This is a genomic window from Pseudomonas sp. S10E 269 (assembly GCF_002798465.1).
In the GTDB taxonomy this organism is placed as follows: domain Bacteria; phylum Pseudomonadota; class Gammaproteobacteria; order Pseudomonadales; family Pseudomonadaceae; genus Aquipseudomonas; species Aquipseudomonas pergaminensis.
This window is the reverse complement of the sequence record NZ_PHIJ01000001.1, coordinates 4,992,139-5,017,651: the sequence shown is the minus strand read 5'-3', so window position 1 is coordinate 5,017,651 and position 25,513 is coordinate 4,992,139. Positions and strand designations below refer to the sequence as shown.

Genomic DNA, 25,513 nt, shown 5'->3' with positions numbered 1-25,513 from the left:
AGCGGCCACTCAGGACGAGCGCCGCCGCCGAGCATTCTATAGGTTTCTGGCCCGGCTGTTGACGCTCATCCCGCTCAAAACAACCTCAGTGTTGTCACGGCGCGGTGACAGTCACCACGTAGGCCCCCGATTGAATCGGTTTGTCGAGGGCATCCACCAGCACATACCGCTGGTCGTAATAGCGCCCGTTGCTGCTGTCGGCCACCCACTTGACGTGGGCCGTCGACGTGCCCAGTGCCTGGACGCTGCGCACAGGCTGCACGTCAAGCTGGCTGCCGCGCAGCGCCTGCGGGCAACCCTTCAACTCCAGCGTCGAACCGCCCGACGCGCCCGCGTTGCAACCCGGCTCGACGATGCTGCCGTGAAACTGGATGACGCCTGAGGAGGCTGCCAGGCAAGCCCCCGTCCATAACGCAAGAAAGCCGGTAACCAGTGACAAACGTTTAACGTTCATGACGACACTCCTTCTTGGGCTGTTAAGAAGTAAGTCGTCTGGTCAGACGTTAACTTGAGGTTATTCGTCGCCGTTCGTAAGAAAAATTACGGGTCCACCTGCCCCATCATCTCGGGAATGCTTTCCGGCCGCTTGGCGTAACGCTGGGCCAACGCCGCGCAGACCATCAACTGGATCTGGTGAAACAGCATCAATGGCAGGATCAGCACGCCCATGGTCGCCCCGGCGAACAGCACCTGGGCCATCGGCACCCCGGTGGCCAGGCTCTTTTTCGAGCCGCAGAACAGGATGGTGATGCGGTCTTCCTGGTTAAAGCCAAAGGCCTTGCCCAGCACGCTGGACGCCACCAGCACCAGGGCGAGCAACACGCAGCAGGCCACCACCAGGCCGCCGAGTTCCCACAATGGGATCTGGTGCCAGATGCCTTCGTTGACCGCTTCGCTGAACGCGCCGTAGACCACCAGCAGGATCGAGCCCTGGTCGACGAATTTCAGCCAGGATTTATTGCGCCCCACCCACTCGCCGATCCAGCGACGGGCGATCTGCCCGGCGATGAAGGGCAGCAGCAACTGCACGCTGATTTTCAGGATTGCGTCGACGGTCGAGCCGCCCTCGCCGTGCACGTTGAGCAGCAGGGTCACCAGCAGCGGCGTGAGGAAAATACCAAACAGGCTGGACGCCGCCGCGCTGCAAATCGCTGCGGGGATATTGCCCCGCGCCAGGGAGGTGAAGGCAATCGCCGATTGCACCGTGGCGGGCAAGGCGCAGAGGTAGAGCATGCCCATGTACAGGTCTTTGCCGATCAACGGCGACAGCACCGGCTTGAGGGCCAGGCCCAGCAGCGGGAACAGCACAAAGGTCAGGCTGAACACCAACAGATGCAGGCGCCAGTGGCCGGCACCGGCAACAATCGCCTGACGTGACAGCTTGGCGCCGTGCAGGAAGAACAGCAGCGCAATCGCCAGGTTGGTGACCCAACCGAAGTCCACGGCAGTCTGGCCGCTGGCGGGCAGCAGGGAAGCGAGGATCACCGTGGCGATCAGCGTCAGGGTGAAGTTGTCGGGCAGAAAACGGGGGCGAGTCATAAGCAGGATCTTCCGGGGGTTGCCAAGAGCGTCGTCGCGACTCTAACGTAACGGCTTGTTACCGACTAACGCCAATGAGCCAGTAAATGCCGCCTAAAGGACATGCCAACACCGTGCGCCGTAGCGTGCCCGGGCTTTCCAGCCTGCCACGGCCGGTGTATGGGCGCACCGAATCCTTGCCCAACCGCGCATTGACCCGTCGGCACAGCCACCCGTGGGTGCAATTGTCCTACGCGATCTCCGGGGTGTTGGAGATCCAGACCAGCGTCGGCCGCTTCGTGGCGCCGCCCCAGCGCGCGGTGTGGATCCCGGCGGGTATGCCGCACCGGGTGTTCAGTTCGCCCCACACGGAAATGCGCAGCCTGTACCTGGATTGCAGCGTTACCACCTGGGCGGCCGAGCGCTGTCATGTGTTGGAAGTGAGCAGTTTGCTGCGCGAGCTGATCCGCAGCTTCAGCGAACTGCCGGTGGAATATGCCGAGGACGGGCCGGATGGGCGCTTGGCCCAAGTGGTGCTGGACCAGTTGGCCGCCGCGCCACAGGTGGACCTCATGCTGCCATTGCCGCTGGACCCGCGCTTGCGGCAGATCTACCGCAGCCTGAACCTGCACCCGGAGCAGCAAACCACCTTGGGGCAATGGAGCCAGAAGCTGGGGGTGAGTGAGAAGACCCTCAGTCGGTTGTTCTTGAGTGACACCGGGCTGACGTTCCGGGCTTGGCGCCAGCGCTTGCGCCTGCTGACCGCCCTGCCCGCCCTGGAGCAAGGCGAACGGGTGACCGATGTGGCGCTGGGCTGTGGGTATGAATCGACCTCGGCGTTTATCAACGCGTTTCGCCAACAGTTCGACGCCACGCCTGGCGAATTCTTCCGCTGAAACCTGCCCCATTACGTAGGAGCCGGCTTGCCGGCGCCTACAAGTGCGGGGCGGGGTCAGCTGCCGTTGCCGCCGTGGGCTTCTTCGAAGAAGTAGTCTTTCCAGCTCGCGGCCTTGTTTTTCAGCACGCCCAGTGCCTGCAATTTCTCGGCGTAGATGTAGGTACGCTGCGGCACGATGGTGAAGTCGATCTCCGGGTCCTGGACGATTTTCTCCACTAGGTCCAACGGCAGCTTCGACTGTTCTACGCGGATATACGCCTTGGCGGCGGCGGGTTTGTCGGCCTTGATGATCTTCTCGGCTTCGGCCAGGGCGTCGTAAAACGCTTGGTAGGTCTTGGGGTTCTCGTCGTGGAATTTCTGGGTGGTGTACAGCACGTTGAACGTGGCCTGGCCTCCGAGGATGTCGTAGGAACTGAGCACCTTGTGCACGTTCTGATTGAGCAATTCCTGGTACTGGAATGGCGGGCTGGAGAAATGCGCGTTGATTTCCGAGCCCCCGGCAATCAATGCCGCGGTGGCATCGGGGTGGGCCAGGCTGATGGAGATATCGTCAAATTTCTTGTAGTTGGCATCACCGAACTGCTTGGCGGTCTCGATCTGCAGGGTGCGCGACTGGAAACCCACACCGGCGGCGGGCACGGCGATGCGGTCTTTCTCGGTGAAGTCCTTGAGGGTCTTGACGTTGGGGTTGTTGGTCAACAGGTAGTTGGGCATCGAACCGAGGGAGGCAATGGCCTTGACGTTCTGCTTGCCCTTGGTGCGGTCCCACAGGGTCAGCATCGGCGGCACACCGGCGGAGACCACGTCGAGGGCGCCGGCCAGCAGCGATTCATTCATGGCGGTGGCGCCGGAAATGCTGTTCCACTCCACCTTGATATCCAGGCCCTGTTCCTTGCCGTGCTTTTCGATCAGGTTCTGGTCGCGCACCACGTCTAGGATCAGGTAGCCGATGCCGAATTGCTGGGCGATGCTGATCTTGCCCTCGGCCTGGGCACCGGGGCTGAGCAAGGCACTTGCGGCAGCCAGGGAAGCGGCCAGGAGAGTCAGGGAGGAACGCTTGGAGGTCATGGGGTCTGCCGCGCTTTTGAGAAGGTGAGCGAGGGTAGCGACGATTTTTAAGACAGGAAAAGAATATCGGGTTCTATTGTTATGCAAATAACCCACAAACGGGCGCCCGGCTGTTATTGTGCCGCGCTTTGAAAAGCTACCGAACACTGCGAGGAAATGGCCGTTGAACACTGACGAAAAAATGACCGGGGACCTGTTCGAGGTCGATAAGCGCCTGTCACTCAAGCCCGTGGTGGACCTCAACGCTTATTTGCGCAGCGCGTTCGGCGACGGCCCGTGCACCTGCATTCGCTGCACGGCCAGCCAAGGTGATGAGACCGGCTATGAGTTTCAGCACACCTTCACCTTCGACGGTAAACCCAGCCAACGCCGCTTCGCCTCCACGGCAGGCAGCGATGTGTTGCAAGCGTTGAAGAAAGCCTGGCTGTCGTACACCAAGGCCGAGCTGCCAAGCAGTGGCTTGTTGACGCTGGATACCGTGAAAGAGTTTGTCGAGCCGCAGTTGCACAAGCGCCTGGCGCCTCTGTTTCTGGCCAGCGGCCTGGTGAAGGACGTGGACGGCGAGCTGCACCTGCAACCCCAAACCGCCGCCTGATCACACCCCATGTAGGCGCTGGCATCAGTCGCCACCGCAACTCTGGGCCAGCAGGCGGTCGACGACTTGCCGCAGACAGGCTTGCTCATCGGCGCCCGACGCCTGAGCGGTGGCGTGGCAGTGCAGTTGATCGACGGCACTGTTGCCGCACGCCAGCAACCGGCGCAAATCGCCGAATAACGCTGCCTCGCCCATGGCCTCGGCGGTGGTCGCGAAGGTGTGTTCCGCCTGTCGCAACCACTGTTCAGCAGTGCCCATTGTGCCCTGGTCATCCAGCGCAAAGGTGCCCGCCGCGCCGTAGCGCTTGGCCTGCCAGCGGTTCTCCTTGAGCAGCCAGCGCGCCTCGGCGGTGAACTCGGCACCGGGCTTCTCCAAGGCGCAGGCGTGGGTGACCATCACCCGAAACAACGTCGCCAGGGCCAAGGCGTCCGCCAGTCGGGGGCAGGCGTCGGTCATGCGCAGTTCCAGGGTCGGATAGCGCGCCGCCGGGCGAATACCCCACCACCCATTGCCATCGGCCTTGATCGCACCGACGCGCTGCAACAAGGCCAGGTAGCGCAAGTACGCCGCCCAATCCGTGAAGTGTTCTGGCACGCCCATGCGCGGCCACTCATCACAGGCGGCTTGGCGATAGCTCATGAAACCTGTGGGCGCGCCGTCCCAGAAGGGCGACGAGCAACTGAGCAGCAGCAATAACGGCAGCCACGGTGAGACTTGGTTCATCACCGCGATGCGGTCGACACTGGCAGGCACCTCGACATGCACATGCAACCCGCAGAGCACACTGCGGCGCGCCACGTATTGGATGTCGTCGAACAACTGCTGGAAATGCGCACGCTCCGTTGGTCGTTGCTCACGCCACGCCGCCAGGGGATGGCTGCCGGCACACACCACCCCCAGGCCGAAATCAGCCAGGGATCGGCCCAGGTTGTGGCGCACGGTGGCCAGGTAATCAGTGGCTTCGTTGCTGGCCTTGAACACGGGGGAAGCCACCTCGATCTGGCCCTGGAACATCTCATACGCAAAGCCTTGGCCGATCGCCTGCCGACAGGCCGCCAGCACCGCCGCCGAGGGTTGGCTGACCAGGCTGCGGGTGTGCAGATCGGTAATGAAATATTCTTCTTCGATACCAAAGGTGAGCATGGCCGTCAGCCCAAACGGGTGACGGTGAGCGCAACCACGGCAATCCGTTCCACACGTTCGTAGCCGGGCTTGGCCAACTCTTCGCCAAATACGTCGGGGTCCAGTTCGCGGTAGGTCCAGCCAAAGGCATCGCTGCCAAGCAATGGCTTGACCGCCGCCAGGAACGGGTCCTCGCCAGCGACAATCGCCACACCGGTGTACAACACCAGGCTGCCGCCGAGGGCCAGGCGCCCCAGGGACTCGCCGGCGATACGCACCGACAACTGCTCACCCAATGCCCCGCCACCATGGCGATAGGCACGCTGGCGGTCATCATTCATATACGGCGGGTTGGCGACAATCAGGTCGAACTCACCCTCCACGCTCGCCAGCACGTCGCTGTGGTAGGCACTGATATTGGCCAGCCCGGCCAGCTCGGCGTTCACTGCGGTCATGCGCAGGGCGCGCGGGTTGATATCCACCGCGAGCACCTGTGCATCGTGGCGCGCGCGGGCGATCACCAACGCACCGACGCCGGCGCCGCAGCCGATGTCCACGGCGCGCTTGACCGGTTCGAAGCGCTGTTGCAGATGGGCTTCGATTACCTGGGCAAAGCGGTAGCTGTCCGGCCCGAAAAACACTGCATCGGACTGGGTGGTGGGGTACGCGGAATGCGCAAACAGCAGATCGTCCAGGCTCGACCATCGCACCGCACTGCGCCATAACGAATCGTGCTTTTCGATGACATCGGCTTGCTGCAATTCCTCACGGAAGGCTTCGGGCAACAGCGTGTGGTCAAACGGCATCGACCAGCCGAACACGTCGCGCAGGTCCGTCGCCAGCGGCGCGGCCAGGCGTTGATAGACACGCTCATGGGTCAACGGCGTTGGGGTGATGAAACGATAGCCGCTCTCCTTCAACCCCCGGCCCAGGTTCAACAGGGCGCGGTCGGCAAGTTGTTGTGCAGACATGGGGTATTCCTTAGCGCAAACGCGCGCGCAGTTGAATAAAGCGGCGGGTCGCGTACAACCCGGCGGGCGTGCAATGGCGTCGCGCCGACAGCCACGGGATCAGAGCGTTGAGCTGCTCCTCATCGGACAGCTTCCACAGCGATTCCACCAGCGCCTGGGTGTCGGGATCCGCCGGGCGATGCTGCTCGCGGGAGAACCGGCTGCCACGTCCGGGCCGTACGGGCGGCACGCGTTGGTCGCTGGTCCAATCGCCGGCGATCCAGTCGTGCAACACCTGCTTTTCATAGCCGCTGAACACGCCGAACATCGCCGCGCCCGCGCCTTCGATCAATTGCCAGAAGCGGCTTTCGGCCGGGTCCTGATCGCGCTTGATCCAGCCCTTGTCTTCCAGGGCCTGAAGAAAGGCGCCGATCTGCCCCGGCTGGCCTAGCCATTGGTTGACGGTCTTGCCTTCGAAGCGGCAATAGTCCGAATGCATGTGCTGGCCGAAGGTGCGCTTGCGCTCAAGCATGGCGACCACTTCGTCCTGCAGGTTGAAGCCGTTGATGACGGCCGTTGTCCCCGGCCCCAGGTCGTTGAGGCGATAACCCTCGGCCACCCGGCGATAGAAGTCCGCCCTGCCCTCGCCCAGCGGCAACAGGTTCAGCACCGACTGCGCCGCCTTGCACGCATGGCCGCTGCTGGCGTTGTCGATGGTCACGTGCAGGGTGAAGTAATAGGGGTCGATGCCCAGTTCGCTCAACTCATAGGCCGTGATCAACAGGTGCAGGGGTAGCTGCTCATAGCCGAGGTTGTAGCCGATGATCTCCGGCAAGAAGTCTTCAGCGCACAGCCCCAGGGCCATCTGCAGCGCACCTTGCAGGTAATGTGCGTCTTCCAGGCCCGCGTTGCTGTCGGCATCGTGTTCGCTGAGCAACTTGCGGTAGATCACCACATGGTTCTGGGCCGCCTCACCGTCGCCCAGCTCTTCAAGGTAGGTGGTGAGCAGGCCGTCGAAGCGCGGGTCTTGCCAATGGCGCAACAGGCCATTGAGCCAGGCGCCGTCGACCTGTTTGGTCGGGGCGACGCGCTGCAAGAAGTACAGCGCATGCGCCTTGTTCTGGAAGTAGCGACGTGGCTGGCCTTGCTGGCGTTGCTCCAGGTAATCGGCATAGGCCTGGGCCACCTCGGTGCAACGCTGTTCGATCCAGCCGGGCAGTTGCTCGGGCACCGGCGGCAGCTCGCTGGGCGCGTCTTGCACCTGCGCCAACTGCGCCTGCAGGAAATCCCGCGCAGCCTCGTGCGCGCCCTGGCCTTCACCATAGAGCTGCTGGTAAAGCCCGTGGTACTGGCCGCAAACCGAATGAGTGAGCGAGGCCGGCTGGCCCGACAGCGCTGTGAGAAGCGTCATGATGGCAGTTTCCGCAAAGTCCGATACAACCAGGCCTCCCGACAAGGAGGCCCCGCAAGAGCGCTCAGAACCACACGCTTCTAAAGTGAAGAGCATCGGGGTGTGCTGAAAATTCAATCAGGGTTGGGAATGTGCGGATCGGCGGTTGCCGTGTTTGGTTTTTCGCCGGTGCGGATTGGCTGAAAGAACACAAGTGGTGAGCGGGGCAAGCCCGCTCACCACAATCAGTAATGACAGGGGTGATTACTTGCGTGCAGCCTCCCACTGCTTGAGCAGGTCGTTGTAGTTCACGGTTTCGCCTTTGGGCTTCTCGTTGGCCAGTTTCGGTTTAGGTGCGCCCGGCTGGTCGAACCAGTATTGCGCATCACGCTCGGGGTTCATTTTCGGGCCGCACACCGGTTGCACTTTGGAGCGCTCCAGGCGTGTCATGATCGCGTCCTGTTCCTTGGCCAAGTTGTCGAGCGCCTGTTGCGGGGTTTTCTCGCCGCTGGCGGCGGCGGCGATGTTGCTCCACCACAGTTGCGCCAGGCGTGGGTAGTCCGGCACGTTGGTGCCGGTCGGCGACCACTCGGTGCGGGCCGGGCTGCGGTAGAACTCCACCAGGCCACCCAGTTTCGGCGCCATGTCGGTCATGGCCTGGGAGTTGATGTCGGACTCACGAATCGGCGTCAGGCCGACGATGGTTTTCTTCAGCGACACGGTTTTCGAGGTCACGAACTGCGCGTAGAGCCAGGCCGCGAGTTTCTGCTTCTCGGGTGTGGACTTGAGGAAGGTCCAGGAGCCTACGTCCTGATAGCCCTTCTTCATGCCCTTTTCCCAGTAAGGTCCGACAGGCGACGGCGCCATGCGCCATTTCGGCGTGCCGTCGGCATTCACCACGGGCAGGCCCGGCTTGACCATGTCGGCCGTAAACGCGGTGTACCAGAAGATCTGCTGGGCGATGTTGCCTTGGGACGGCACCGGGCCGGATTCGGAGAAGGTCATGCCCGCCGCTTCCGGTGGCGCGTAGGCTTTCATCCAGTCCACGTATTTCTGGGTGGCGTACACGGCGGCTGGGCCGTTGGTGTCACCGCCGCGGGTGACGCTGGAGCCGACCGGGTGGCAGTCCTCCACGCGAATGCCCCACTCGTCCACCGGCAAGCCGTTCGGCAGGCCCTTGTCGCCACCACCGGCCATGGAGAACCAGGCATCGGTGAAGCGCCAGCCCAGGGACGGGTCTTTCTTGCCGTAGTCCATGTGCCCGTACACGCGCTTGCCGTCGATTTCCTTGACGTCTTCGCTGAAGAACTTGGCGATGTCTTCATAGGCCGACCAGTTCACCGGCACGCCGAGTTCGTAGCCGTATTTTTCCTTGAACTTGGCTTTCAGCTCTGGGCGCTCGAACCAGTCGGCGCGGAACCAGTAGAGGTTGGCGAACTGTTGGTCAGGCAGTTGGTAGATCTTGCCGTCAGGCGCGGTGGTGAAGGAAATGCCGATGAAGTCCTTGATATCCAGGGTCGGCGAGGTGAAATCCTTGCCTTCATTGGCCATCAAGTCCGTGATGGATTCGGTCTTGCCGTAGCGAAAGTGCGTACCGATCAGGTCCGAGTCATTGACCCAGCCGTCATAGATGTTCTTGTCGGACTGCATCTGGGTTTGCAGCTTCTCCACCACGTCGCCTTCTTGCAGCAAGTCATGGGTGAGCTTGATCCCGGTGATTTCACTGAACGCCTTGGCCAGCACCTTGGACTCGTATTCGTGGGTGGTGAGGGTTTCCGACACCACGTTGATCTTCATCCCACGAAAGGGTTCGGCAGCCTTGATGAACCACTTGAGTTCGGCAAGCTGCTGTTCGGCCGTGAGGGTGGACGGTTTGAACTCGCTGCCGATCCATTTTTTCGCGGCATCTTCGTACGCATCGGCCCAGGCCGAGGCGCTCAAACCGCTCAGGGCCAGTACGGCGGCCAATGAAATGCTATGTCGCAGCTTATTGTTCTTATTCAACATAGAGACCTCCAGGTTGTTTATTCACAAGGGCATCAGCCCCAACGCATCACACTCAACAGCCATACCAGGGAGAGCGCGGACGCCACCCAGATGCTCCAGTCGGTAACGCCGATGACCAGCAAATGCAGGTAGGCGCTGCCGAGAAGACCGATAAACAAGCGATCACCACGGGTGGTGCTGATCGGTAAAAAACCACGCCGGGGGATGCTCGGCGAGCGCAGTTCCCAGGTGGTCATGCCCGCGAGGATCAGGGCTATGGCACCAAAGAACAGCGCGGTGGGGGTGGTCCAGGCCATCCATTCCATCATCGACTCCTCAGACCCGGCCGAGGGCAAAGCCCTTGGCCACGTGGTTGCGAACAAACCAGATCACCAGCATGCCGGGAAGGATAGTCAACACCCCCGCCGCCGCCAGCACACCCCAATCGATACCCGACGCCGACACCGTGCGCGTCATCACCGCCGCAATGGGCTTGGCGTTGACCGAGGTCAGGGTGCGCGCGAGCAACAACTCGACCCAGGAAAACATGAAGCAGAAAAACGCCGTCACACCGATGCCGGAGCCGATCAACGGGATAAAAATCTTCACGAAGAACTTGGGAAACGAGTAGCCGTCGATGTAGGCGGTTTCGTCGATTTCCTTCGGCACCCCGGACATGAAGCCTTCCAGGATCCACACCGCCAACGGCACGTTGAACAGGCAGTGCGCCAGGGCCACGGCGATGTGCGTGTCGAACAGGCCGATGGACGAATACAGCTGGAAAAACGGCAGCAGAAACACCGCCGGTGGCGCCATGCGGTTGGTCAGCAGCCAGAAGAACAGGTGCTTGTCACCCAGAAAACGGTAGCGCGAGAACGCATAGGCCGCCGGCAGCGCCACGCTCAGGGAGATCACTGTGTTCAGGCTCACGTAGTACAGTGAGTTGAGGTAGCCGGTGTACCAGCTCGGGTCGGTGAAGATCACCTTGTAGTTGGCCAGGGTGAAGTCCTGCGGAAACAGCGTCAGCCCGCCGAGGATTTCGGTGTTGCTCTTGAAGGACATATTCAGCAGCCAGTAGATCGGCACCAGCAGGAACAGGATGTAGATCAGTAGCGGTATCAGCTTTCTCTTGTTCATGTTGGCGGCCTCAGCGGTTGGCGTCGGAGTGGGTCATGGCGGTGTAGAACAGCCAGGACACCAACAGGATGATCAGGAAGTACACCAGCGAAAACGCCGCCGCCGGGCCCAGGTCGAATTGGCCTACGGCCATCTGGGTCAGGGTCTGACTCAAGAACGTGGTGGCGTTACCCGGCCCGCCGCCCGTGAGGACGAAAGGTTCGGTGTAGATCATGAAGCTGTCCATGAACCGCAGCATCACCGCGATCAGCAGCACGCTCTTCATCTTCGGCAACTGGATATGTCGGAACACTGCCCAGGCCGAAGCACGATCGATCCGCGCGGCCTGGTAGTACACATCCGGAATCGCCCGTAGGCCGGAGTAGCACAGCAGCGCCACCAGCGACGTCCAATGCCACACGTCCATCACCAGCACCGTGACCCAGGCATCCATGGTGTTGGCCGCGTAGTTGTAGCTGATGCCCAACGCATTGAGGCTGTAGCCCAGCAGGCCGATGTCGGCGCGGCCGAAGATCTGCCAGATGGTGCCCACCACGTTCCACGGGATCAGCAGCGGGATGGCGAGGATGATCAGCACCAGCGACGACCAGCGGCCCTTGGTCGGCATGGTCAGGGCGATGGCGATGCCCAGCGGGATCTCGATCAGCAACACGCAGGCCGAGTAGATGAACTGACGCAGCAGCGAATCATGCAGCCGCGGATCGAGCAGCACCTGCTTGTACCAGTCGGCGCCGACGAAGTAGCGGCTGGACTGGTCGAAGATGTCCTGCACCGAGTAGTTGACCACGGTCATCATCGGGATCACCGCACTGAACGCCACCAGCAGGAACACCGGCAATACCAGCCACCAGGCCTTGTTGTTCTGCACCTTGTTCATGGCTGCACCTCCAGCAGGTAGTCGTCGGCATACACCATCAGCCATTGCGCGGGAAAGCTGATGGAGGCCTTGCCCTCGGGCACCGGTTTGTCTTCGGCCAGGCGCACCTTGAGCAGCGCGCCGTCGAGGTTGAGGGTGATGATTTTGTAGGTGCCAAGGTCTTCCAGGTGTGTGACCTCGGCCTGCAGGGCGTCGGGATTGTGCTCGTCCCACACGTGGATGAATTCCGGACGGATACCAACCTGCAACTTTTTGTACTCGGTGTTGGCAATGCGTTGCTGCAAGGCCTCTGGCAAGGGCAGGTAGGTGTCGGCAAACCGCACCCCGCCCGCCTCGGCCTGCACCTCGATCAGGTTCATCCCAGGGCTGCCGATGAAATAGCCGACAAAGGTGTGGCTCGGCCGTTCGAACAGGTCGCGCGGCGTGCCGAACTGTACGATTTGCCCGCCGTACATCACCGCGATCTTGTCGGCGAAGGTCGAGGCCTCCAACTGGTCGTGGGTGACGTAGACCATGGTGATGTTGAACTGCTCATGGATCTGCTTGAGCTTGCGCCGCAGTTTCCACTTGAGGTGCGGGTCGATCACCGTCAGCGGCTCATCGAAGAGGATCGCCGACACGTCGTCGCGCACCAGGCCACGGCCCATGGAGACTTTCTGTTTTTCGTCGGCGGTAAGGTTGCGGGCCTTTTTGGTCAGCAGGTTTTGCAGGTCAAGGACCTCGGCAATTTCCTGCACTTTGCTGTGGATCTTCGCCTCGGCCATGCCCTGGTTGCGCAGCGGGAACGCCAGGTTGTCGAACACCGTCATGGTGTCGTACACCACCGGGAACTGGAACACCTGGGCGATGTTGCGTTTTTCCGGGGTGAGGTCGTTGACCACTTTGCTGTCAAACAGCACCTGGCCTTCGGACGGGCTGAGCAGGCCGGAGATGATATTGAGCAAGGTCGACTTGCCGCAGCCCGACGGCCCGAGCAAGGCGTAGGCCCCACCCTGCTCCCACACGTGGTTCATTTCCCGAATGGCGTAGTCCTCGGGGCCGCTCGGCGTAGGGCTGTAGCTATGCGCCAGGTTCTGCAAATGGATCTCGGCCATCAGGCAACCCTCGCGACACGGCGCCCGGGGGCCTGGACCAAACGGCCCTGGCCATCGAACACAAACAGTTTATGGGTGGGGATGTACACGCGGATCGGCGCGTCGACGTCGTATTCGTGCACCCCCGGCAGGTGCAGCACCAACAGGAAGTGTTCACTGCGCACGTGCAAGAAGGTTTCCGAACCGCTGATCTCGGCGACTTCTACGGTCACCGCCAGCTCCAGGTCGTCGTCGTTGCTCGGCACCAGGCTGATATGGCTGGGACGTACGCCGAAACGAAACTCGCCTTCGCCGATGGGGCGCAGGTCGACGTTGAGCGGGAAGTGCACGAAATTGGCGAAGCTCACTTCATTGCCGCTGATACGCCCCGGCATCAGGTTGATCGGCGGCTCGGAAAACAGCTCGGCGGCCAGCACGGTCTGCGGCTGGTGATAGACCTCGGCGGCCTTGCCGCTCTGGATCACCCGGCCTTCATGCAGGATGGTGGTGGTGCCGCCCAAGGCCAGGGCTTCGTTGGGTTCGGTGGTGGCGTAGATGGCGATGGTGTGGCGCGCGGCAAACAGCTCGCGCATTTCCTGACGCAGCTCTTCGCGCAGTTTGTAGTCCAGGTTCACCAGCGGCTCGTCGAACAGGATCAGCTCGGCGTCCTTGACCAGCGCGCGGGCCATCGCTGTGCGTTGCTGCTGGCCACCGGAGAGTTCCAACGGGTGACGCTGGAGGAATTTCTCGATGCGCAGCATCCGGGCGGTTTCCAGCACCTTGCTCTGGATCAGCTCGTTGGACACACCGGCCTGGCGCAACGGCGAGGCGATGTTCTCGAACACGGTCATGGTCGGGTAGTTGATGAACTGCTGATAGACCATCGACACGTTGCGCAGGCGCACCGGCTTTTGCGTGACATCCACGCCGTTCATCAGGATGCGACCGCTGTCGGGCTTGTCCAGCCCGGCCATCAGGCGCATCAGGCTGGTCTTGCCGGACAGCGTACGGCCGAGCAAGACGTTGAAGGAACCGGCTTCGAAGCGCAGGTTGGCGTCGTCGATCCAGGTCTGGCCTTCGACAACGCGGGAGACATGTTCCAGGGTCAATGACATGACACGACCTTTTTATTATTGGAATGAATCTGGCCAGCTGTCAGAGCGAGTTTCGTGCCAAAACGGCAAGTGCTTGATGTGCAAGGAAATGGGCTAAACGGTGTGTTCAGGTGTGAACAGAAATGAACATCACAGGCTGAACAACTGAACACTCAGGCCCTTGACAATGAACAGTCCTGAACACCACTCTCATCACCGATACAGGGCAAATGTGGGAGCGGGCTTGCTCGCGAAAGCAGTGTGTCAGTCAATACATAGGTCGACTGGTCCAACGCATTCGCGAGCAAGCCCGCTCCCACATTTTGATCCGGTTTCGTCAGGTAGATTGTGCAAGCCCAATAACAATAAAAATGAAGGTCGCACCATGGCCGAACCACTGGCTCACGACACCCTTATCCAGGAATCCTGGCGCCGTTGCCGCGCCTTCGGCCTGGACCACCAGAGTACGCCCAGCTTCGACCAGCTTCCCGCCGAGGGCATCAGCCAATTGCTGGAGAGCCAGCACTCGCTGGTACAGACCACGCACCAGGAAGTGCTGCCCTACTACGAAAACATCCTCAGTAATTCCAACTGCCTGATCATGCTGGCCGACAACCAGGGCCAGGTGCTGACCAGTTGGGGCACCCAGCGTTTTATCGAACCCAAGCTGGCCAGGGGCTTCAACCCCGGCGCCAGCTGGATGGAGCGCTCCAGCGGCACCAATGCCATCGGCACCGCGCTGGCCTGCGCCCAGGCGGTGCATATCGAACACGATGAACACTTCCTCAAGGCCAACCGCTTCATGACTGGCTCGGCGGCGCCGATCTTCGATGCCCAGCGCGAGATCATCGCGGTGCTGGACGTGTCCAGCGACAGCTACCTGCCGCCCTCCCACACCCTGGGCATGGTCAAGATGATGAGCCAGACCGTGGAGAACCGGCTGATCCTCAATCTGTTTCGCGGCGAGCACTTCCAACTGACCTTCAATACCGGTCTCAGTAACCTGGATAGCCAATGGGCCGGCCTGCTGATCTTTGATGAAAGCGGCCAGGTGCTGTCAGCCAACCGACGTGCCGACAACCTGCTGGGCATCAGCCTGTCGCGGGTGATGATCGACAGCCTGTTCAAAGTGTCGCTGCTGGAGCTGTTGAACCAACCGGAAGGCCTGCCCTTTTCCCTGCAAGCCGCAGGGCGTAATCGCTTCCAGTGCTTGTTGAAGCGGCCCAGGCAAATGCCGGTGCAGGCGCGTGTATTTACTGAACCGACGCCGCCAAAGCCTGCCTCCATTGGCCTCAAGACGTTGCATTTTGGCGATATGCGCGTAGAGAAAGCCGTGCGCCAGGCCGAGCGGTTGCTGGAAAAAGATATTCCGCTGCTGATCCACGGCGAAACCGGCGTGGGCAAGGAAGTGTTCGTCAAAGCCTTGCACCAGGCCAGTTCGCGCAGCCAGAAGGCGTTTATCGCGGTGAACTGCGCGGCGATTCCGGCCGATCTGGTGGAGTCGGAACTGTTCGGCTATGAAAAAGGCGCCTTCACCGGCGCCAATCAAAAAGGCAGCATTGGCCTGATCCGCAAGGCCGACAAGGGCACGCTGTTTCTCGACGAGATCGGTGACATGCCACTGCCCACCCAGGCCCGCTTGCTCCGGGTGCTGCAGGAACGTTGCGTACAACCAGTGGGCAGCAGCGAGTTGTTCCCGGTGGATTTGCGCATCATCTCGGCCACCAACCGCGCACTGCGCGAACTGGTGCAGGCCGGACGTTTTCGTGAAGATTTGTACTACCGCATCGGCGGCCTGACCCTGGAACTGCCGCCCCTACGCGAGCGCACCGACAAGCAGGCGCTGTTCCAGCAACTGTGGCAGCAACACCGCGAGCCAACCCAGTGGGCAGGCCTGAGCGCTGACGTGCTGGCGCTGTTCGAGCAGCACCCGTGGCCGGGGAACCTGCGCCAGGTGAGCAGCGTGTTGCAGGTGGCGCTGGCGATGGCCGAAGAACAGCCGATCCGCCCGGAGCACCTGCCGGATGATTTTTTTGTCGACTTGAAAGTGGAACCACCGCAGCCCATCAGTGAGTACCTGGATGACAGCATCGACCTCAACCAGCGCCTCAAGGCCGTCGGTGGGAATATCTCCCACCTGGCGCGCGAACTGGGGGTGAGCCGCAATACCCTGTACAAGCGCCTGCGCCAGCCCTAGCGCGGCTTGACCACCACCAGCAGGTCGGTGAAGTACTCCACCTGGATCGGCAGGTTATCCGCCAATGACGACAGCGCCGCGGCGGTGTCGTCGAGCTTGAACACGCCGGACACCCGCAGGTTCTGCAGGGCCTGTGGATCGAAGCGCAGCATGCCGTGGCGATAGCTGGCGAGGGTTTGCAGGACCTCGCTCAGGGGCTGGTCGTTGACCTTGAGCAGGCCACGGGTCCAGGCGTCGGGGTCACCGTCGTTGACCGCTTGCGGCGGCTGCGCGCGGCCATGGTCGAGGACCGAGCGCTGGCCGGCCTTGACCTTGACCCCATCGAGGGTCTCGCCTTTGACCGCTACCGTGGACTCGATCACCGTCACCACCGTGGTGCCGTCTACCGCGCGCTTGACCAGGTAACGCGTGCCCAGCGCAGTGGCGGTGCCCTGGTCGGTACGCACCACGAAAGGCCGTTGCGTATCCTTGGCCACGTCCACCCAGAGCTCGCCCTGCAGCAGTTCGATCACCCGTTGATGGCCGTCGAACTTCACGTCCACCGCCGAGTTGCTGTTGAGCTGCAACTGGCTGCCGTCTTCGAGGGCGATCTGCCGGCGCTCACCAATGCCGGTGCGCTGGTCAGCCATCCAGAGGGGCAGGTGTTGCAGGCCCAGCCAACCGCACAGGACCACACCGAGCAAGCCCACCACCTGCGCGCCACGTGGACGTCGCGGGGTGAAGGCACGGTTCAGGGCAATGCGCGCGGGCTTGGCGGGCAACGCATCGAGGCTACCCCACAGCGCACTCATGCGCTCGATAGCCACTTCGTGGCGCGGGTCGGCCTGGCGCCAGGCGTTGAAAGCCTGGCGATCGGCGTCGGTGACGGCTTCGTCGTGCAGGCGCGTGAGCCACTGCGCCGCCTGCTGGATGATCTGTTCGGAACTCATGCCAGCGGGTCGGCCGGGTGCAGGCTGTGGTAGCAATGCACCAGGGCGCTGGAGATGTAGTTTTTGACGGTGCTGGACGACACGTCCAGGCGCGTGGCGATCTCGCTGTAGGTCAGGCCATCGAGGCGACTCAGCAGGAACGCTTCGCGGGCCTTGGCCGGCAGGCCGGCGAGCATCTCGGCAATGCGTTCGAGCGCTTGCAGCGCCACGTGAATCGCGGCGGGGTCGGGCATGCCGGCGTCTTCGCACTGGACCGCAAGGGCTTCCATGTAGGCTTTTTCGATACGGCGACGACGGGCGCCGTCGATCAACAGCCGCCCTGCCGTGGTGGCCAGGAAAGCACGAGGTTCCTTGATCGACTGCGGCTCGGCCAGCATCAGCACGCGGATGAACGCGTCATGGGCCAGGTCGGCGGCATGCTGGGAGCATCCGAGTTTCTTGCGCAGCCAGCCGTGCAACCAGCCGTGGTGCTCGCTGTACATCGCCGTGAGGGTCTGCTGCCGGACGGAGTCGCCCAGCGCGGCCGGAATGTCATGCATGCGCAAAAAGATCTCAAATGGGAAATGTTACCAATTGCGCAAACAATGCCAGTAAAACGGTGTAGGAGCAAGTGTCACTCCTATGTCGGATGCTGCCCACTGTAGGAGCCCGGCTTGCCGGCGATGGCGCCCTTAAGATCGCCTTCGCCGGCAAGCCGGGCTCCTACAGTGGAACGGAGGTGTTTTAAAAATTACGTTCCTTTAGCGCCAGCTCCAGGACACGCCGGTGTAGATGCCACGGCCATCCGCCGGCGTGGAGCGCGCGACGTCCAGCCCCTTGTCGTCGTAACCCGGCGTGACGGTATTGGCGTAGCGCCGGTTGGTCAGGTTGCGCAGGTCGACCCAGGCTTGCCAGTCTTGCTTGGGTGCGTCGTAGCCGAAGGTAGCGCCGAGAATGGTGTAGGACGCGGCGTAGTAGGAATTGGCGTAGTCCACCGCCACCCTGGAGGAATGCTCGGTGTTGAGGCTGGTGTAGAAGCCTGTCGGGTGGCTGTAGCGCACTTGGGCCTGGTAATAGTGCTTGGGAATGCCGGGCAAGGTGTTGTCGCCGAAGCGGTCATCGTCACGGTAGTGGAAGTCACTGAAGGTGTAGGCCTGGCGCAGGGCAACCTGGCCTTTGCGGCCACCGTCCCACAACGGGCTGAGCAGGCTCAGCTCAACGCCTTGGTGCACGGTGGGGCTGGCGTTGGACTCGGCGACGATGGCATTGCTGGTGGAGGTCTGTGCCTGGGTTTCCACAGTGAGCAGTTCGTGGCGCACTTCAGAGCGGTACAGCGCCAGGTCCCACTGGCCGAGCCAGGCTTCGCCACGGCCACCGATCTCCAGGGTGGTGGCGGTCTGGTTTTTCAGGCTCACGCCTTCGCGCTGCAAACCGGTGGCCGGTCCACTGCCTGTGGGGAAGTATTTGTTGGAGCCCCAGATCATCGACCAGGCGTGCGGCGGCTCCACCGAGCGGCTCAGGTTGCCGTACACCTGCAATTGCGGGGTGAAGTCGTAACGCAAGCCGACGCGCGGCGCGTAGTCCCAGTCGTGTTGGCTGAGCGGTGCCTGGCCTTCGGGATAAGTGACCTGGGTTTCGCGACGGGTATAGATCGCCGCCAGGCCGGTGGTCAGCCACAGGTCAGGCACCAGTTCCAGGTCGTTGCCGATATGCAGCACGGTGTCGGAGCCCAGGTAGCTGTAGTCACGGGTCTTGGTGCCAGGCGTGTAGCCGGCAGTGTTACCGGAAGGCGTGCGTACATACTCCGAAGCGCCGTTGTTGGGCATCGCCTGGGTGGTGCGCAGGCCGAGCGTGGTCTTGCTGTCGTGGCCGAACAGCGTGTCCTGGCGGATGTAGTTGAGGGTGCTACTGATGTCGGTGTAGGCGACTTTCAGGCGGTTGGTGCCTTCGCGCAGGTCCATCGGGTAATCGTGGTAGGCCAGGCCGACTTCGACCCGGGCATTGTCATCCAGCTGCAGGGTGGTCTTGTTGGCGATCCAGGTGGAGCCTGGCTGCAGGCGCTTGGAGTCGCGGGCGGCGTTGAGGCTGTTGGCCGCGCGTGGGTCATGGCTGATCTGGGCACGGGTGAGCTTGCCGGGGGTGTCGTTGGTGGTTTCGCGGTAGCGGAAATAGAAACGGGTTTCCAGGTCCGGGTTGAAGCGGTAGCCGAAGTTGGCCGCCATGCCCTTGCCAGTGCCGGCGCTCTGGCGCTGGTAACCGTCGGACTCGGAGTCGGTAAGGCTGATGTAGTAGTCGGCATCCCCCAGCACCTGGCCCGAACTGATCTCGCGCTGGGCATAGCCTTTGCTGCCCGCTTCGTAACGCAATTGCAGCTTGGGAGCGTCGTAACCGGTGCGTGTCACGTAGTTGACTGCGCCACCCAGGGCCAACGCGCCCTGATCGAAACCATTGGCGCCGCGCAGCACTTCGACCCGGCTTTGCCACAACGGGTCTTTGAGTTCATAGGGCGTACCGCCGGGGCCGGTGAGTGGCAGGCCGTCGAACATTTCGTACAGGCCGGAGGCATGGGCACCGGGGCTGCGGTTCAGGCCCGAGCCGCGAATCGAGAGTTTTACCCCTTCATTATTCGCCGCCTTGGCATACACCCCGGCCTGGTACTTGAACACGTCTTCGTTGGTGCTCACCCTGCCCTGCTGCACGTTGTCCATGTCGATGTAATGGGTGCCGCCGGGCACGCTCCTGAGCTGCGCCTGGGCCACTTCACCGGCGCTGGCTTCGCTGCTGGTGACTTCGACCGGGGCCAATTGCAGGTCTTCGGCGTGCACCAGCGAGCTTAACGTCAGGGCGGCAAGAAGGAACGGAGGTTGGCGCAGCAGCATGGGGCGGGTCCTTGGAATTCGGGGGGCACGTGGTGGGAAGACAGGCACGCCCGCCAGGTCACTCCTTATTAACGGACCAGACCTTTCCCACAACAGCGTCGGACGTTGATTCTTTTCTAAGTCCGAAATCGAATTAACACATGCAAACTCAGTATTTAAAGAAATAACCCCCAAGCATTACTGTGGAGCCACTGAGTCAACCACGTACCATGAGACCGCCCCCATGCAGACATCCGCCACGATCATCGACTTCACGCTCCACCGTAAACGCCGCCAGGCGCGTGCAGCGGCCGAGTTGATGTGGGCGATGTACGCCGCGCGTGCCGGGCTGGCGGTGTTTACTGCCCAGGCTGCTGCGTCCAGCGATACTCGCCGGGCGTAAGGCCGATGAATTTCCTGCACGTGCTTCCCGAACCGCCTGAACCCCTGCCCAAACCCAGCACTGACGACGACGTGATCAGCCTGTGCGTCGCCCACAACCTGCAACGCCTGCGCAGCAAACGCCACTTGTCCCTGGATGGGTTGGCACGTGCCTGTGGCGTGAGCCGGGCAATGCTGGCGCAGATCGAATCCGGGCGCAGCGTGCCGTCAATCAAGGTGCTGTGCAAGATTGCCAAGGGCTTGAAGGTGTCCGTAGCGGCGTTCCTGGAGGACCGCGCCTTCGAAGGGGTGGAAGTGCTGCCGGCGCAACAGAGCAAGCGCCTGGTGAGTGCCGATGGCGCGTTTATCAGCCGGGCATTGTTTCCCTACGATACCGCGCGCCAGTCCGAGTTCTACGAGATCCGCCTGCGCGCATTGGGCGAGGAAGTTTCCGAAGGCCATGGTCCCGGCATCCAGGAAAACCTGGTGGTGGCCCAAGGCGTGCTGGAAGTCAGCGTCAACGACGCGCGCTATTTGCTTTCAACCGGCGACTCGATCCTGTTCTATGCCGACCAGCCCCACCGCTACCGCAACCCGGCAGACAGCGAGGCCGTGGCGTTCCTGGTGATTACCTACCCCGAACGCCTGGATTGAAACGCAAAACGCCCCGAATAATCGGGGCGTTTTTTTTGAGTGCGGGACCTATCAGCAGGTGCAGCACATCATCGGCATGCCGTTGCAGCTCATCATCATCGGCATGGCGCAGTCGTTCATCATTTTGTTCATGAGCATGCAGCAGTTTTCCATCATGGCCATGCTCATGCCTGGCATCGGCATCATTTTGCACATCATGCTGTCGCCCATCAGGGTGCATTCCATCACGCACTTCATCATCGGCATTGGCACGCCCATCATCGGCATCATGTTCATGCCGGTCATCATGGCCATGGCGTCGGCCGACATGCACATCATCGACATGTTGGCGCACTGCATCATCATCGGCATGCCGCAGTTCATCATCATCGCCATCATTTCGGCGTTGGTCTTGAACTGAGCCATGTCCATACCAGCAGCCGGCTTCATGGTGCACATCATGGCGTCCGCAGCCATTTCGCACTTCATGGTGGCCATCATCATCGGCATGCCCATCATCGGCATCATGGGCATGGAGGTGTTCATCGGCATCTGCATGGCATTCATCATCTTCGAAACTCCGTAATCGACAGGAAATGAGTAAGTTCTGGGGCCGATTCTAGAGGCGCCAGAGGGCGGCGCAAGACGGCAGCAGAGCAGCAGGAATGGATGTTCGGGGGGAAGCTTAGCTAAAGAAAACAGCCGCGCCGGATGTGATGATGAGGATTTCGTCGTTATGGCATTCATCCTGATTGTTGAAAGATGTAAAACGACACTATGGATATTCGATCCTGGAATCTCGACCAACCTTATGGAAATAAACGATCTAACAGGGCGCAACTAGTGCTCAGTTTTCCTTAACGTGTGCATCAACTCTTCCGCTTCCGACCCAGGCGGGAGCCGAAAACCATACATTTCATCAGCGTCCAGTATCTCACCCAGCACCTCGAGCAACTGCGCCTCGGTCGGTGATTCGCGCAGCAGCTTGTGTGCCGGCAGCAACACGTCGGCGGAAACGCCCTGGGCACTCGCCGCATCGATCACGGCAAAGAGGATAAAGCGCAAACGTATTTCGCGATCAGTAGGCCAAACCGTTTTTTGCTTACCCATGCTGGAGGCCTCTCTCTTTCGGAAAAATCCGAGGCTATTGATGACCGCAGGGTGTTTCAAGCACGGGGAGGCAAGATAGGCCACTTCCTACAGAGGAAAGGGAAACACCGCACCCATCATCAGGGATAAACAAGCGTTCAGGGGATGACTGACGGTGTTGCGTGCCCGTACATGGGTCACTGCACTGGCAGGAAATTCATCAGCAACAAGCTCTGCGCATAGTTCAGGCCAATGCGGCGGTAGCGCTCGTCGAGCATCTGGGTCAGCAGGTCGAGGCGCGCGACAATCTTGCCGAACTCAACCGCAAAACTCAGGTTGCTGCCCTCCTCCGATATCTCATTGGAAAACAGCAGCAGCACGCCATTCGCATCCTGGCGTTTGCTTAACAGCCAGGTGGCCTTCTCGATATTGCGCGCGGCATTGCTGACGAACTGCGGGTTGATCGAGTCGGTGATGTAGAACTCGGTGCGCCCGCCGTGGGCGGTGACGATCATGCTGCCGATCGCATAGATAAACGCGCCAACCCGATCGCCCTTGAATTCCGGGCTCAAGGAATAGCTCAGCGCCACCAAATCACGACGCTCCCCAAGGGCGGGTAGCGCGCGCCGTTGCTCGATGGCCTGGCGAATCTCCCGCGCCGCCGTAACCGCATCCGGATAACCCGACTGGCGCCATTGGCTGGGATTGCGCAGGTAGAGTTTATTCATCAGCAAATACAGGCTTTGCAGGTTGTCACGCATGCCCAGCGTCGCCATGCGATCCACACTGGTCTGGAAGAACTCATCGGGCTTGCCATTGCTGAACTGCTTGGCGATATCGCGCCCCTGCTGCTGGCTGCAACCGCTGGCACAGAGCATTAACACGGCCGCCAGCAACAAGGGCTGGCGCATCCGTCGAAGGTTGAAACAAGGAAACGTGCGATCCATCGGCACCCGATCTGGCTCATCTGCCCACGCGGGGATCGGCGGGGCTGGGACAAGGATAGAGCGGAGAAATCCAGAAAAGTGCAATGGCGGTGGGGAGATAGTTGTAAGCAGAAGCCGCCGGGGCGGTGAAAAGGCGCAGCCGCCACGAATATTTTCCAGGGTCTATACTGTTTGTAACAGTTGCGTGTGTTGTCGGCGATCCAGGGTGGCAGTTCAACCTTTGAGGGGCTGACGCGGTTGTCTCCATCACCGACGGCATACCCATCAGCAGCTGTAATTGAGGGAGACGGCAATGAAACATCCAATTCGAGCACAAATGGTTGTTCAGGTGATTTGCCTGCTTTCGGTGGCGCAGCTGTTTTGCTGAGCTGAGTATCACTGCCTTAACACCCAACCGCAGGCGCGGTAGTGGAAGGTATTGCCCGTGATAAACCGGCAAACTGGCCCGACATCCCAATGCCGGGCCAGAACGTGCAGCTACAGCAAGACCGTGGCGAGCATGCCCAAGGCGCCCAGGCAAAAGCCGATCAACGCACCCCGCCCGGGGACTTCATGGAACAATGCCCAAATCACCACAGGCTCCAGCAGCAATAACGATGTGATGGACACCACCGTGACCACCCAAATGTCACCGACCGCCAGATACCCCAGCCAGTAAGCCCCCAACAGACAAAGCCCGGCAAAGCACATCACCACCACCGGCATGATGAACCCTTGCCACGAACCATCGCCTGCCTGAGCCAGCCTGGCGGTAACTACCTCACTGTAGATCGCACAAAACTCACCGATTACCATCAACCCTAGAGCAGAAACTCCGAGTAATTCTTTGGACATATCAAAAACTCCTTCGTATTCAACGCACTGTTTTTCAACTCCCAGCGGGCAATGCTGCTGCCGAGGGTTTCGTTGCAGAGATACGAAGCAGCCTTGAACAGGCCTGAATTACCGAAGTGCTTTTGCATGCTCATGTCCTTTTTGGGGGTGAGGCTTGGCGACCAGGTAGGTCGCACGTTGCGATCATACGTTTCGTCAAGGGCCTTGCACAACCAAGGCCCGGCTGGCGAACACGCCATAAAAATAGGCCGCGCCCTCGCCGCCGCTCCTCATGATCGGGCTATGATCGACCCATACGAACCGGACGCCTGATGCCCCATGCCCGTCGACTTGCAAGCCCTTTATCCCAAACTGATCCACCTGATGCTGGATACGGTCTTCGTCGTCGACAGCGATAACGTGATTGTCTTCGTTAGCGATGCCTGTGAGGCACTGCTCGGCTACCGTGCCGAAGAGCTGACGGGCACGCAGATCACCCACTACATGCACCCGCAAGACCTGGCGCGCACCCGAGCCTCCATTGTCCGGGTCATGAATGGCCAACCCCACGTCGACTTTCGCAATCGCTACATCCGCAAGGATGGCAGCGTCGTGCACATCCTATGGGCGGCCTTCTGGTCCGAAGAGGTGGGGGCACGAATCGGCGTCGCGCGGGACGTCACTGCGCTCACCCAGGCCGAGGAGGAGCTGCGCTTCCTCGCCCATCATGACCCGCTGACCGCCCTCACCAACCGATCACTGTTCAACGATCGGTTGGACCAGGCCCTGCAAGCCGCACGCAGTCACAACCACACCCTCGCGTTACTGTTCCTGGACATCAATGACTTCAAGGGCATCAACGACGTGCACGGCCATGCCATGGGTGATCGCGTGCTGTGTGTGATTGCACGACGACTGGAGCGCTGCGTGCGCGACACCGACCTGGTGGCCCGGATGGGCGGTGACGAATTCACGGTGCTGATCACCGATATCCAGTCGCCGGACGCGGTTGCCGGCAAGGTGGCGCAGATACTCGCGGCCATGGCCGAGCCGCTGGGCGCTGAATTTGGCGGGGTGAAGATGCCGTCCTGCAGTGTTGGTGTGGCGTTTTACCCGGGGGATGGGGAGGATGCGGATACGCTGTTGAGTCATGCAGATGGCGAGATGTATCGGGTGAAACGCTTGCGGGTCGTGAGTGAGGGATAGGAAAAGCGGGGGCTCACTCAAATCGCGGGCAGAAAAAATCCCGCAGAGTGTTCAACTCGCGGGATTTCTTTATTGGTGTAGCGGGACGCAAGGGATTCGAGCCCTTCCAGGGCAAGTGTTCCGCCAGAGAGGGAAGTCTTTTTCAGAGCTTCCTCAACGGGCAAAAGACGCACCCTGGCGTGAAATCATTATTTGGCTTGGCGAAGCACCAGCTCCGACAGACGAGTCTTGACGCGGAAGCAGAACTCACGAATTTGGAATTGATAGGCGGGCATTACCATGTAGTTCAGATCGGGACCCAACGAGTCTTTGACTTCCATGTATTTGGCAGTCTTGACAGCAATGGTCTGGTATTCCGCTTCGTATTTGGCGTAAGACGCTTTGTTGTAGAGCCTCAAGACATCCAGCTCTTTACGGCATTGCTCAGCGCGATTCTGGTTCAGGCCTGTCTCTGATTCCGCCGGAGCGGCTTTGGGATAGGTAGCGATTGGGACGTCAGCACTGGCGTTAGCAGGGACGGCCTCATAGCCCTCAGGCGATTTTGCGGGTGTCGAAGGTGCGACTTCAGAGGGTGCTTGCTGGACGACGGCAGGAGGGGGAGCCACTTTAGGTTTTTCTGGAGTTTTAGTAACGCATCCCGAGAGAGCAAGGCCTACCACTACAACGACGCCACACATTTTATCCATCGGTTTCACCAAGAGGTCTTTATGGTTGGCTGAGTCGTTAGGTTCTGGGTAAAAGTCATGACACCGTCAATGATCAAGTGTGAATTT

Annotated in this window: 26 protein-coding genes; 6 read left to right on the top strand and 20 right to left on the bottom strand. The window is 61.0% G+C overall.

The window, feature by feature from the left end; genetic code table 11:
- Nucleotides 1-94 precede the first annotated feature (94 nt).
- Together CWC48_RS23355 and CWC48_RS23350 are read right to left on the bottom strand one after the other, a co-directional pair.
- The gene (locus CWC48_RS23355) at nt 95-454 is read right to left on the bottom strand and encodes a hypothetical protein (protein WP_099491791.1); all 360 of its coding nucleotides are present in this window, start codon (nt 452-454) and stop codon (nt 95-97) included.
- 86 nt (nt 455-540) lie between these two features.
- The gene (locus CWC48_RS23350) at nt 541-1,539 is read right to left on the bottom strand and encodes a bile acid:sodium symporter family protein (RefSeq protein WP_100490430.1); all 999 of its coding nucleotides are present in this window, start codon (nt 1,537-1,539) and stop codon (nt 541-543) included.
- Nucleotides 1,540-1,625: 86 nt separating this feature from the next.
- Between CWC48_RS23350 and CWC48_RS23345 the strand changes: the two genes are divergently transcribed.
- Nucleotides 1,626-2,414, top strand: a complete 789-nt coding sequence (locus tag CWC48_RS23345; protein ID WP_078048913.1) for a helix-turn-helix domain-containing protein — start codon at nt 1,626-1,628, stop codon at nt 2,412-2,414.
- A gap of 56 nt (nt 2,415-2,470) precedes the next feature.
- On the opposite strand, the gene CWC48_RS23340 is transcribed toward CWC48_RS23345, so the two are convergent.
- Nucleotides 2,471-3,484, bottom strand: a complete 1,014-nt coding sequence (locus tag CWC48_RS23340; protein ID WP_100490429.1) for an ABC transporter substrate-binding protein — start codon at nt 3,482-3,484, stop codon at nt 2,471-2,473.
- 163 nt (nt 3,485-3,647) lie between these two features.
- Between CWC48_RS23340 and CWC48_RS23335 the strand changes: the two genes are divergently transcribed.
- Nucleotides 3,648-4,079 (top strand): hypothetical protein, encoded by a 432-nt coding sequence (locus tag CWC48_RS23335; RefSeq protein ID WP_100490428.1) that lies wholly within the window; start codon nt 3,648-3,650, stop codon nt 4,077-4,079.
- Between the two features lie 24 nt (nt 4,080-4,103).
- Here the strand turns inward: CWC48_RS23335 and CWC48_RS23330 are convergent, their stop codons facing one another.
- The 9 genes from CWC48_RS23330 to CWC48_RS23290 form a co-directional block, all read right to left on the bottom strand.
- Entirely contained in the window at nt 4,104-5,222 is a 1,119-nt protein-coding gene (locus tag CWC48_RS23330) for a carboxylate-amine ligase (protein ID WP_100490427.1), read from the bottom strand.
- 5 nt (nt 5,223-5,227) lie between these two features.
- Nucleotides 5,228-6,172: a class I SAM-dependent methyltransferase gene (locus CWC48_RS23325; protein ID WP_100490426.1), complete on the bottom strand. Its 945-nt coding sequence runs from the start codon at nt 6,170-6,172 to the stop codon at nt 5,228-5,230.
- A gap of 10 nt (nt 6,173-6,182) precedes the next feature.
- Complete coding sequence (locus CWC48_RS23320) at nt 6,183-7,562, bottom strand: iron-containing redox enzyme family protein (RefSeq protein WP_078048918.1); 1,380 nt, start codon at nt 7,560-7,562, stop codon at nt 6,183-6,185.
- A gap of 243 nt (nt 7,563-7,805) precedes the next feature.
- On the bottom strand, nt 7,806-9,548 hold the full coding sequence (locus tag CWC48_RS23315) for an ABC transporter substrate-binding protein (protein WP_078048919.1): 1,743 nt from the start codon (nt 9,546-9,548) through the stop codon (nt 7,806-7,808).
- A 32-nt stretch (nt 9,549-9,580) separates the two neighbouring features.
- Nucleotides 9,581-9,853: a DUF2160 domain-containing protein gene (locus CWC48_RS23310; protein ID WP_010209675.1), complete on the bottom strand. Its 273-nt coding sequence runs from the start codon at nt 9,851-9,853 to the stop codon at nt 9,581-9,583.
- 10 nt (nt 9,854-9,863) lie between these two features.
- Nucleotides 9,864-10,664 (bottom strand): carbohydrate ABC transporter permease, encoded by an 801-nt coding sequence (locus tag CWC48_RS23305; RefSeq protein ID WP_071491788.1) that lies wholly within the window; start codon nt 10,662-10,664, stop codon nt 9,864-9,866.
- Nucleotides 10,665-10,674: 10 nt separating this feature from the next.
- Nucleotides 10,675-11,541, bottom strand: a complete 867-nt coding sequence (locus CWC48_RS23300; RefSeq protein WP_025858174.1) for a carbohydrate ABC transporter permease — start codon at nt 11,539-11,541, stop codon at nt 10,675-10,677.
- Nucleotides 11,538-12,635, bottom strand: a complete 1,098-nt coding sequence (locus CWC48_RS23295; RefSeq protein WP_100490425.1) for an ABC transporter ATP-binding protein — start codon at nt 12,633-12,635, stop codon at nt 11,538-11,540. Before CWC48_RS23295 ends, CWC48_RS23300 begins: the two co-directional genes overlap by 4 nt.
- Nucleotides 12,635-13,729 (bottom strand): ABC transporter ATP-binding protein, encoded by a 1,095-nt coding sequence (locus CWC48_RS23290; RefSeq protein WP_071493336.1) that lies wholly within the window; start codon nt 13,727-13,729, stop codon nt 12,635-12,637. Before CWC48_RS23290 ends, CWC48_RS23295 begins: the two co-directional genes overlap by 1 nt.
- Nucleotides 13,730-14,093: 364 nt before the next feature.
- On the opposite strand from CWC48_RS23290, the gene CWC48_RS23285 reads away from it, so the two are divergent.
- Nucleotides 14,094-15,905 (top strand): sigma-54-dependent Fis family transcriptional regulator, encoded by a 1,812-nt coding sequence (locus tag CWC48_RS23285; protein ID WP_100490424.1) that lies wholly within the window; start codon nt 14,094-14,096, stop codon nt 15,903-15,905.
- Here the strand turns inward: CWC48_RS23285 and CWC48_RS23280 are convergent.
- From CWC48_RS23280 to CWC48_RS23270, 3 genes are all read right to left on the bottom strand, one after another.
- A complete protein-coding gene (locus tag CWC48_RS23280) occupies nt 15,902-16,834 on the bottom strand; it encodes a FecR family protein (protein ID WP_099491799.1) in 933 nt (310 codons plus the stop codon). The genes CWC48_RS23285 and CWC48_RS23280 overlap by 4 nt on opposite strands.
- Nucleotides 16,831-17,373, bottom strand: a complete 543-nt coding sequence (locus tag CWC48_RS23275) for a sigma-70 family RNA polymerase sigma factor (protein ID WP_100490423.1) — start codon at nt 17,371-17,373, stop codon at nt 16,831-16,833. The genes CWC48_RS23280 and CWC48_RS23275 overlap by 4 nt, the downstream gene beginning before the upstream one ends.
- A gap of 201 nt (nt 17,374-17,574) precedes the next feature.
- Nucleotides 17,575-19,692, bottom strand: a complete 2,118-nt coding sequence (locus tag CWC48_RS23270; RefSeq protein WP_100490422.1) for a TonB-dependent receptor domain-containing protein — start codon at nt 19,690-19,692, stop codon at nt 17,575-17,577.
- A gap of 223 nt (nt 19,693-19,915) precedes the next feature.
- Here CWC48_RS23270 and CWC48_RS30405 point away from each other — a divergent pair, with 223 nt between their 5' ends.
- Nucleotides 19,916-20,074, top strand: a complete 159-nt coding sequence (locus tag CWC48_RS30405; RefSeq protein ID WP_177409451.1) for a hypothetical protein — start codon at nt 19,916-19,918, stop codon at nt 20,072-20,074.
- 5 nt (nt 20,075-20,079) lie between these two features.
- The gene (locus CWC48_RS23265) at nt 20,080-20,706 is read left to right on the top strand and encodes a helix-turn-helix domain-containing protein (protein ID WP_078048925.1); all 627 of its coding nucleotides are present in this window, start codon (nt 20,080-20,082) and stop codon (nt 20,704-20,706) included.
- Nucleotides 20,707-20,757: 51 nt separating this feature from the next.
- Here CWC48_RS23265 and CWC48_RS30590 read toward each other — a convergent pair whose 3' ends face one another.
- From CWC48_RS30590 to CWC48_RS23245, 4 genes are all read right to left on the bottom strand, one after another.
- On the bottom strand, nt 20,758-21,255 hold the full coding sequence (locus CWC48_RS30590) for a hypothetical protein (RefSeq protein ID WP_256581734.1): 498 nt from the start codon (nt 21,253-21,255) through the stop codon (nt 20,758-20,760).
- 270 nt (nt 21,256-21,525) lie between these two features.
- Nucleotides 21,526-21,795, bottom strand: a complete 270-nt coding sequence (locus CWC48_RS23255; RefSeq protein ID WP_100490421.1) for a hypothetical protein — start codon at nt 21,793-21,795, stop codon at nt 21,526-21,528.
- 176 nt (nt 21,796-21,971) lie between these two features.
- Nucleotides 21,972-22,685: a hypothetical protein gene (locus tag CWC48_RS23250; RefSeq protein ID WP_099491802.1), complete on the bottom strand. Its 714-nt coding sequence runs from the start codon at nt 22,683-22,685 to the stop codon at nt 21,972-21,974.
- Nucleotides 22,686-23,198: 513 nt separating this feature from the next.
- Nucleotides 23,199-23,516, bottom strand: coding sequence for a hypothetical protein (locus CWC48_RS23245; RefSeq protein WP_177409503.1), 318 nt, complete (start codon nt 23,514-23,516; stop codon nt 23,199-23,201).
- A 357-nt stretch (nt 23,517-23,873) separates the two neighbouring features.
- On the opposite strand from CWC48_RS23245, the gene CWC48_RS23235 reads away from it, so the two are divergent.
- Nucleotides 23,874-24,740 carry a diguanylate cyclase gene (locus CWC48_RS23235; protein WP_100490419.1) on the top strand — a complete coding sequence of 289 codons (867 nt, stop codon included), beginning with the start codon at nt 23,874-23,876 and terminating at the stop codon, nt 24,738-24,740.
- Between the two features lie 188 nt (nt 24,741-24,928).
- Here CWC48_RS23235 and CWC48_RS30585 read toward each other — a convergent pair whose 3' ends face one another.
- Nucleotides 24,929-25,435 carry a hypothetical protein gene (locus CWC48_RS30585; RefSeq protein ID WP_223204459.1) on the bottom strand — a complete coding sequence of 169 codons (507 nt, stop codon included), beginning with the start codon at nt 25,433-25,435 and terminating at the stop codon, nt 24,929-24,931.
- Nucleotides 25,436-25,513 lie beyond the last annotated feature (78 nt).

What these genes read in the sequence shown, in the direction of transcription:
- CWC48_RS23355 (WP_099491791.1), bottom strand. Translation starts at nt 454, where the DNA reads ATGAACGTTAAACGTTTGTCACTGGTTACCGGCTTTCTTGCGTTATGG.
- CWC48_RS23350 (WP_100490430.1), bottom strand. Translation starts at nt 1,539, where the DNA reads ATGACTCGCCCCCGTTTTCTGCCCGACAACTTCACCCTGACGCTGATC.
- CWC48_RS23345 (WP_078048913.1), top strand. Translation starts at nt 1,626, where the DNA reads ATGCCGCCTAAAGGACATGCCAACACCGTGCGCCGTAGCGTGCCCGGG.
- CWC48_RS23340 (WP_100490429.1), bottom strand. Translation starts at nt 3,484, where the DNA reads ATGACCTCCAAGCGTTCCTCCCTGACTCTCCTGGCCGCTTCCCTGGCT.
- CWC48_RS23330 (WP_100490427.1), bottom strand. Translation starts at nt 5,222, where the DNA reads ATGCTCACCTTTGGTATCGAAGAAGAATATTTCATTACCGATCTGCAC.
- CWC48_RS23325 (WP_100490426.1), bottom strand. Translation starts at nt 6,172, where the DNA reads ATGTCTGCACAACAACTTGCCGACCGCGCCCTGTTGAACCTGGGCCGG.
- CWC48_RS23320 (WP_078048918.1), bottom strand. Translation starts at nt 7,562, where the DNA reads ATGACGCTTCTCACAGCGCTGTCGGGCCAGCCGGCCTCGCTCACTCAT.
- CWC48_RS23315 (WP_078048919.1), bottom strand. Translation starts at nt 9,548, where the DNA reads ATGTTGAATAAGAACAATAAGCTGCGACATAGCATTTCATTGGCCGCC.
- CWC48_RS23310 (WP_010209675.1), bottom strand. Translation starts at nt 9,853, where the DNA reads ATGGAATGGATGGCCTGGACCACCCCCACCGCGCTGTTCTTTGGTGCC.
- CWC48_RS23305 (WP_071491788.1), bottom strand. Translation starts at nt 10,664, where the DNA reads ATGAACAAGAGAAAGCTGATACCGCTACTGATCTACATCCTGTTCCTG.
- CWC48_RS23300 (WP_025858174.1), bottom strand. Translation starts at nt 11,541, where the DNA reads ATGAACAAGGTGCAGAACAACAAGGCCTGGTGGCTGGTATTGCCGGTG.
- CWC48_RS23295 (WP_100490425.1), bottom strand. Translation starts at nt 12,635, where the DNA reads ATGGCCGAGATCCATTTGCAGAACCTGGCGCATAGCTACAGCCCTACG.
- CWC48_RS23290 (WP_071493336.1), bottom strand. Translation starts at nt 13,729, where the DNA reads ATGTCATTGACCCTGGAACATGTCTCCCGCGTTGTCGAAGGCCAGACC.
- CWC48_RS23285 (WP_100490424.1), top strand. Translation starts at nt 14,094, where the DNA reads ATGGCCGAACCACTGGCTCACGACACCCTTATCCAGGAATCCTGGCGC.
- CWC48_RS23280 (WP_099491799.1), bottom strand. Translation starts at nt 16,834, where the DNA reads ATGAGTTCCGAACAGATCATCCAGCAGGCGGCGCAGTGGCTCACGCGC.
- CWC48_RS23275 (WP_100490423.1), bottom strand. Translation starts at nt 17,373, where the DNA reads ATGCATGACATTCCGGCCGCGCTGGGCGACTCCGTCCGGCAGCAGACC.
- CWC48_RS23270 (WP_100490422.1), bottom strand. Translation starts at nt 19,692, where the DNA reads ATGCTGCTGCGCCAACCTCCGTTCCTTCTTGCCGCCCTGACGTTAAGC.
- CWC48_RS30405 (WP_177409451.1), top strand. Translation starts at nt 19,916, where the DNA reads ATGCAGACATCCGCCACGATCATCGACTTCACGCTCCACCGTAAACGC.
- CWC48_RS23265 (WP_078048925.1), top strand. Translation starts at nt 20,080, where the DNA reads ATGAATTTCCTGCACGTGCTTCCCGAACCGCCTGAACCCCTGCCCAAA.
- CWC48_RS30590 (WP_256581734.1), bottom strand. Translation starts at nt 21,255, where the DNA reads ATGATGAATGCCATGCAGATGCCGATGAACACCTCCATGCCCATGATG.
- CWC48_RS23255 (WP_100490421.1), bottom strand. Translation starts at nt 21,795, where the DNA reads ATGGGTAAGCAAAAAACGGTTTGGCCTACTGATCGCGAAATACGTTTG.
- CWC48_RS23250 (WP_099491802.1), bottom strand. Translation starts at nt 22,685, where the DNA reads ATGCGCCAGCCCTTGTTGCTGGCGGCCGTGTTAATGCTCTGTGCCAGC.
- CWC48_RS23245 (WP_177409503.1), bottom strand. Translation starts at nt 23,516, where the DNA reads ATGGTAATCGGTGAGTTTTGTGCGATCTACAGTGAGGTAGTTACCGCC.
- CWC48_RS23235 (WP_100490419.1), top strand. Translation starts at nt 23,874, where the DNA reads ATGCCCGTCGACTTGCAAGCCCTTTATCCCAAACTGATCCACCTGATG.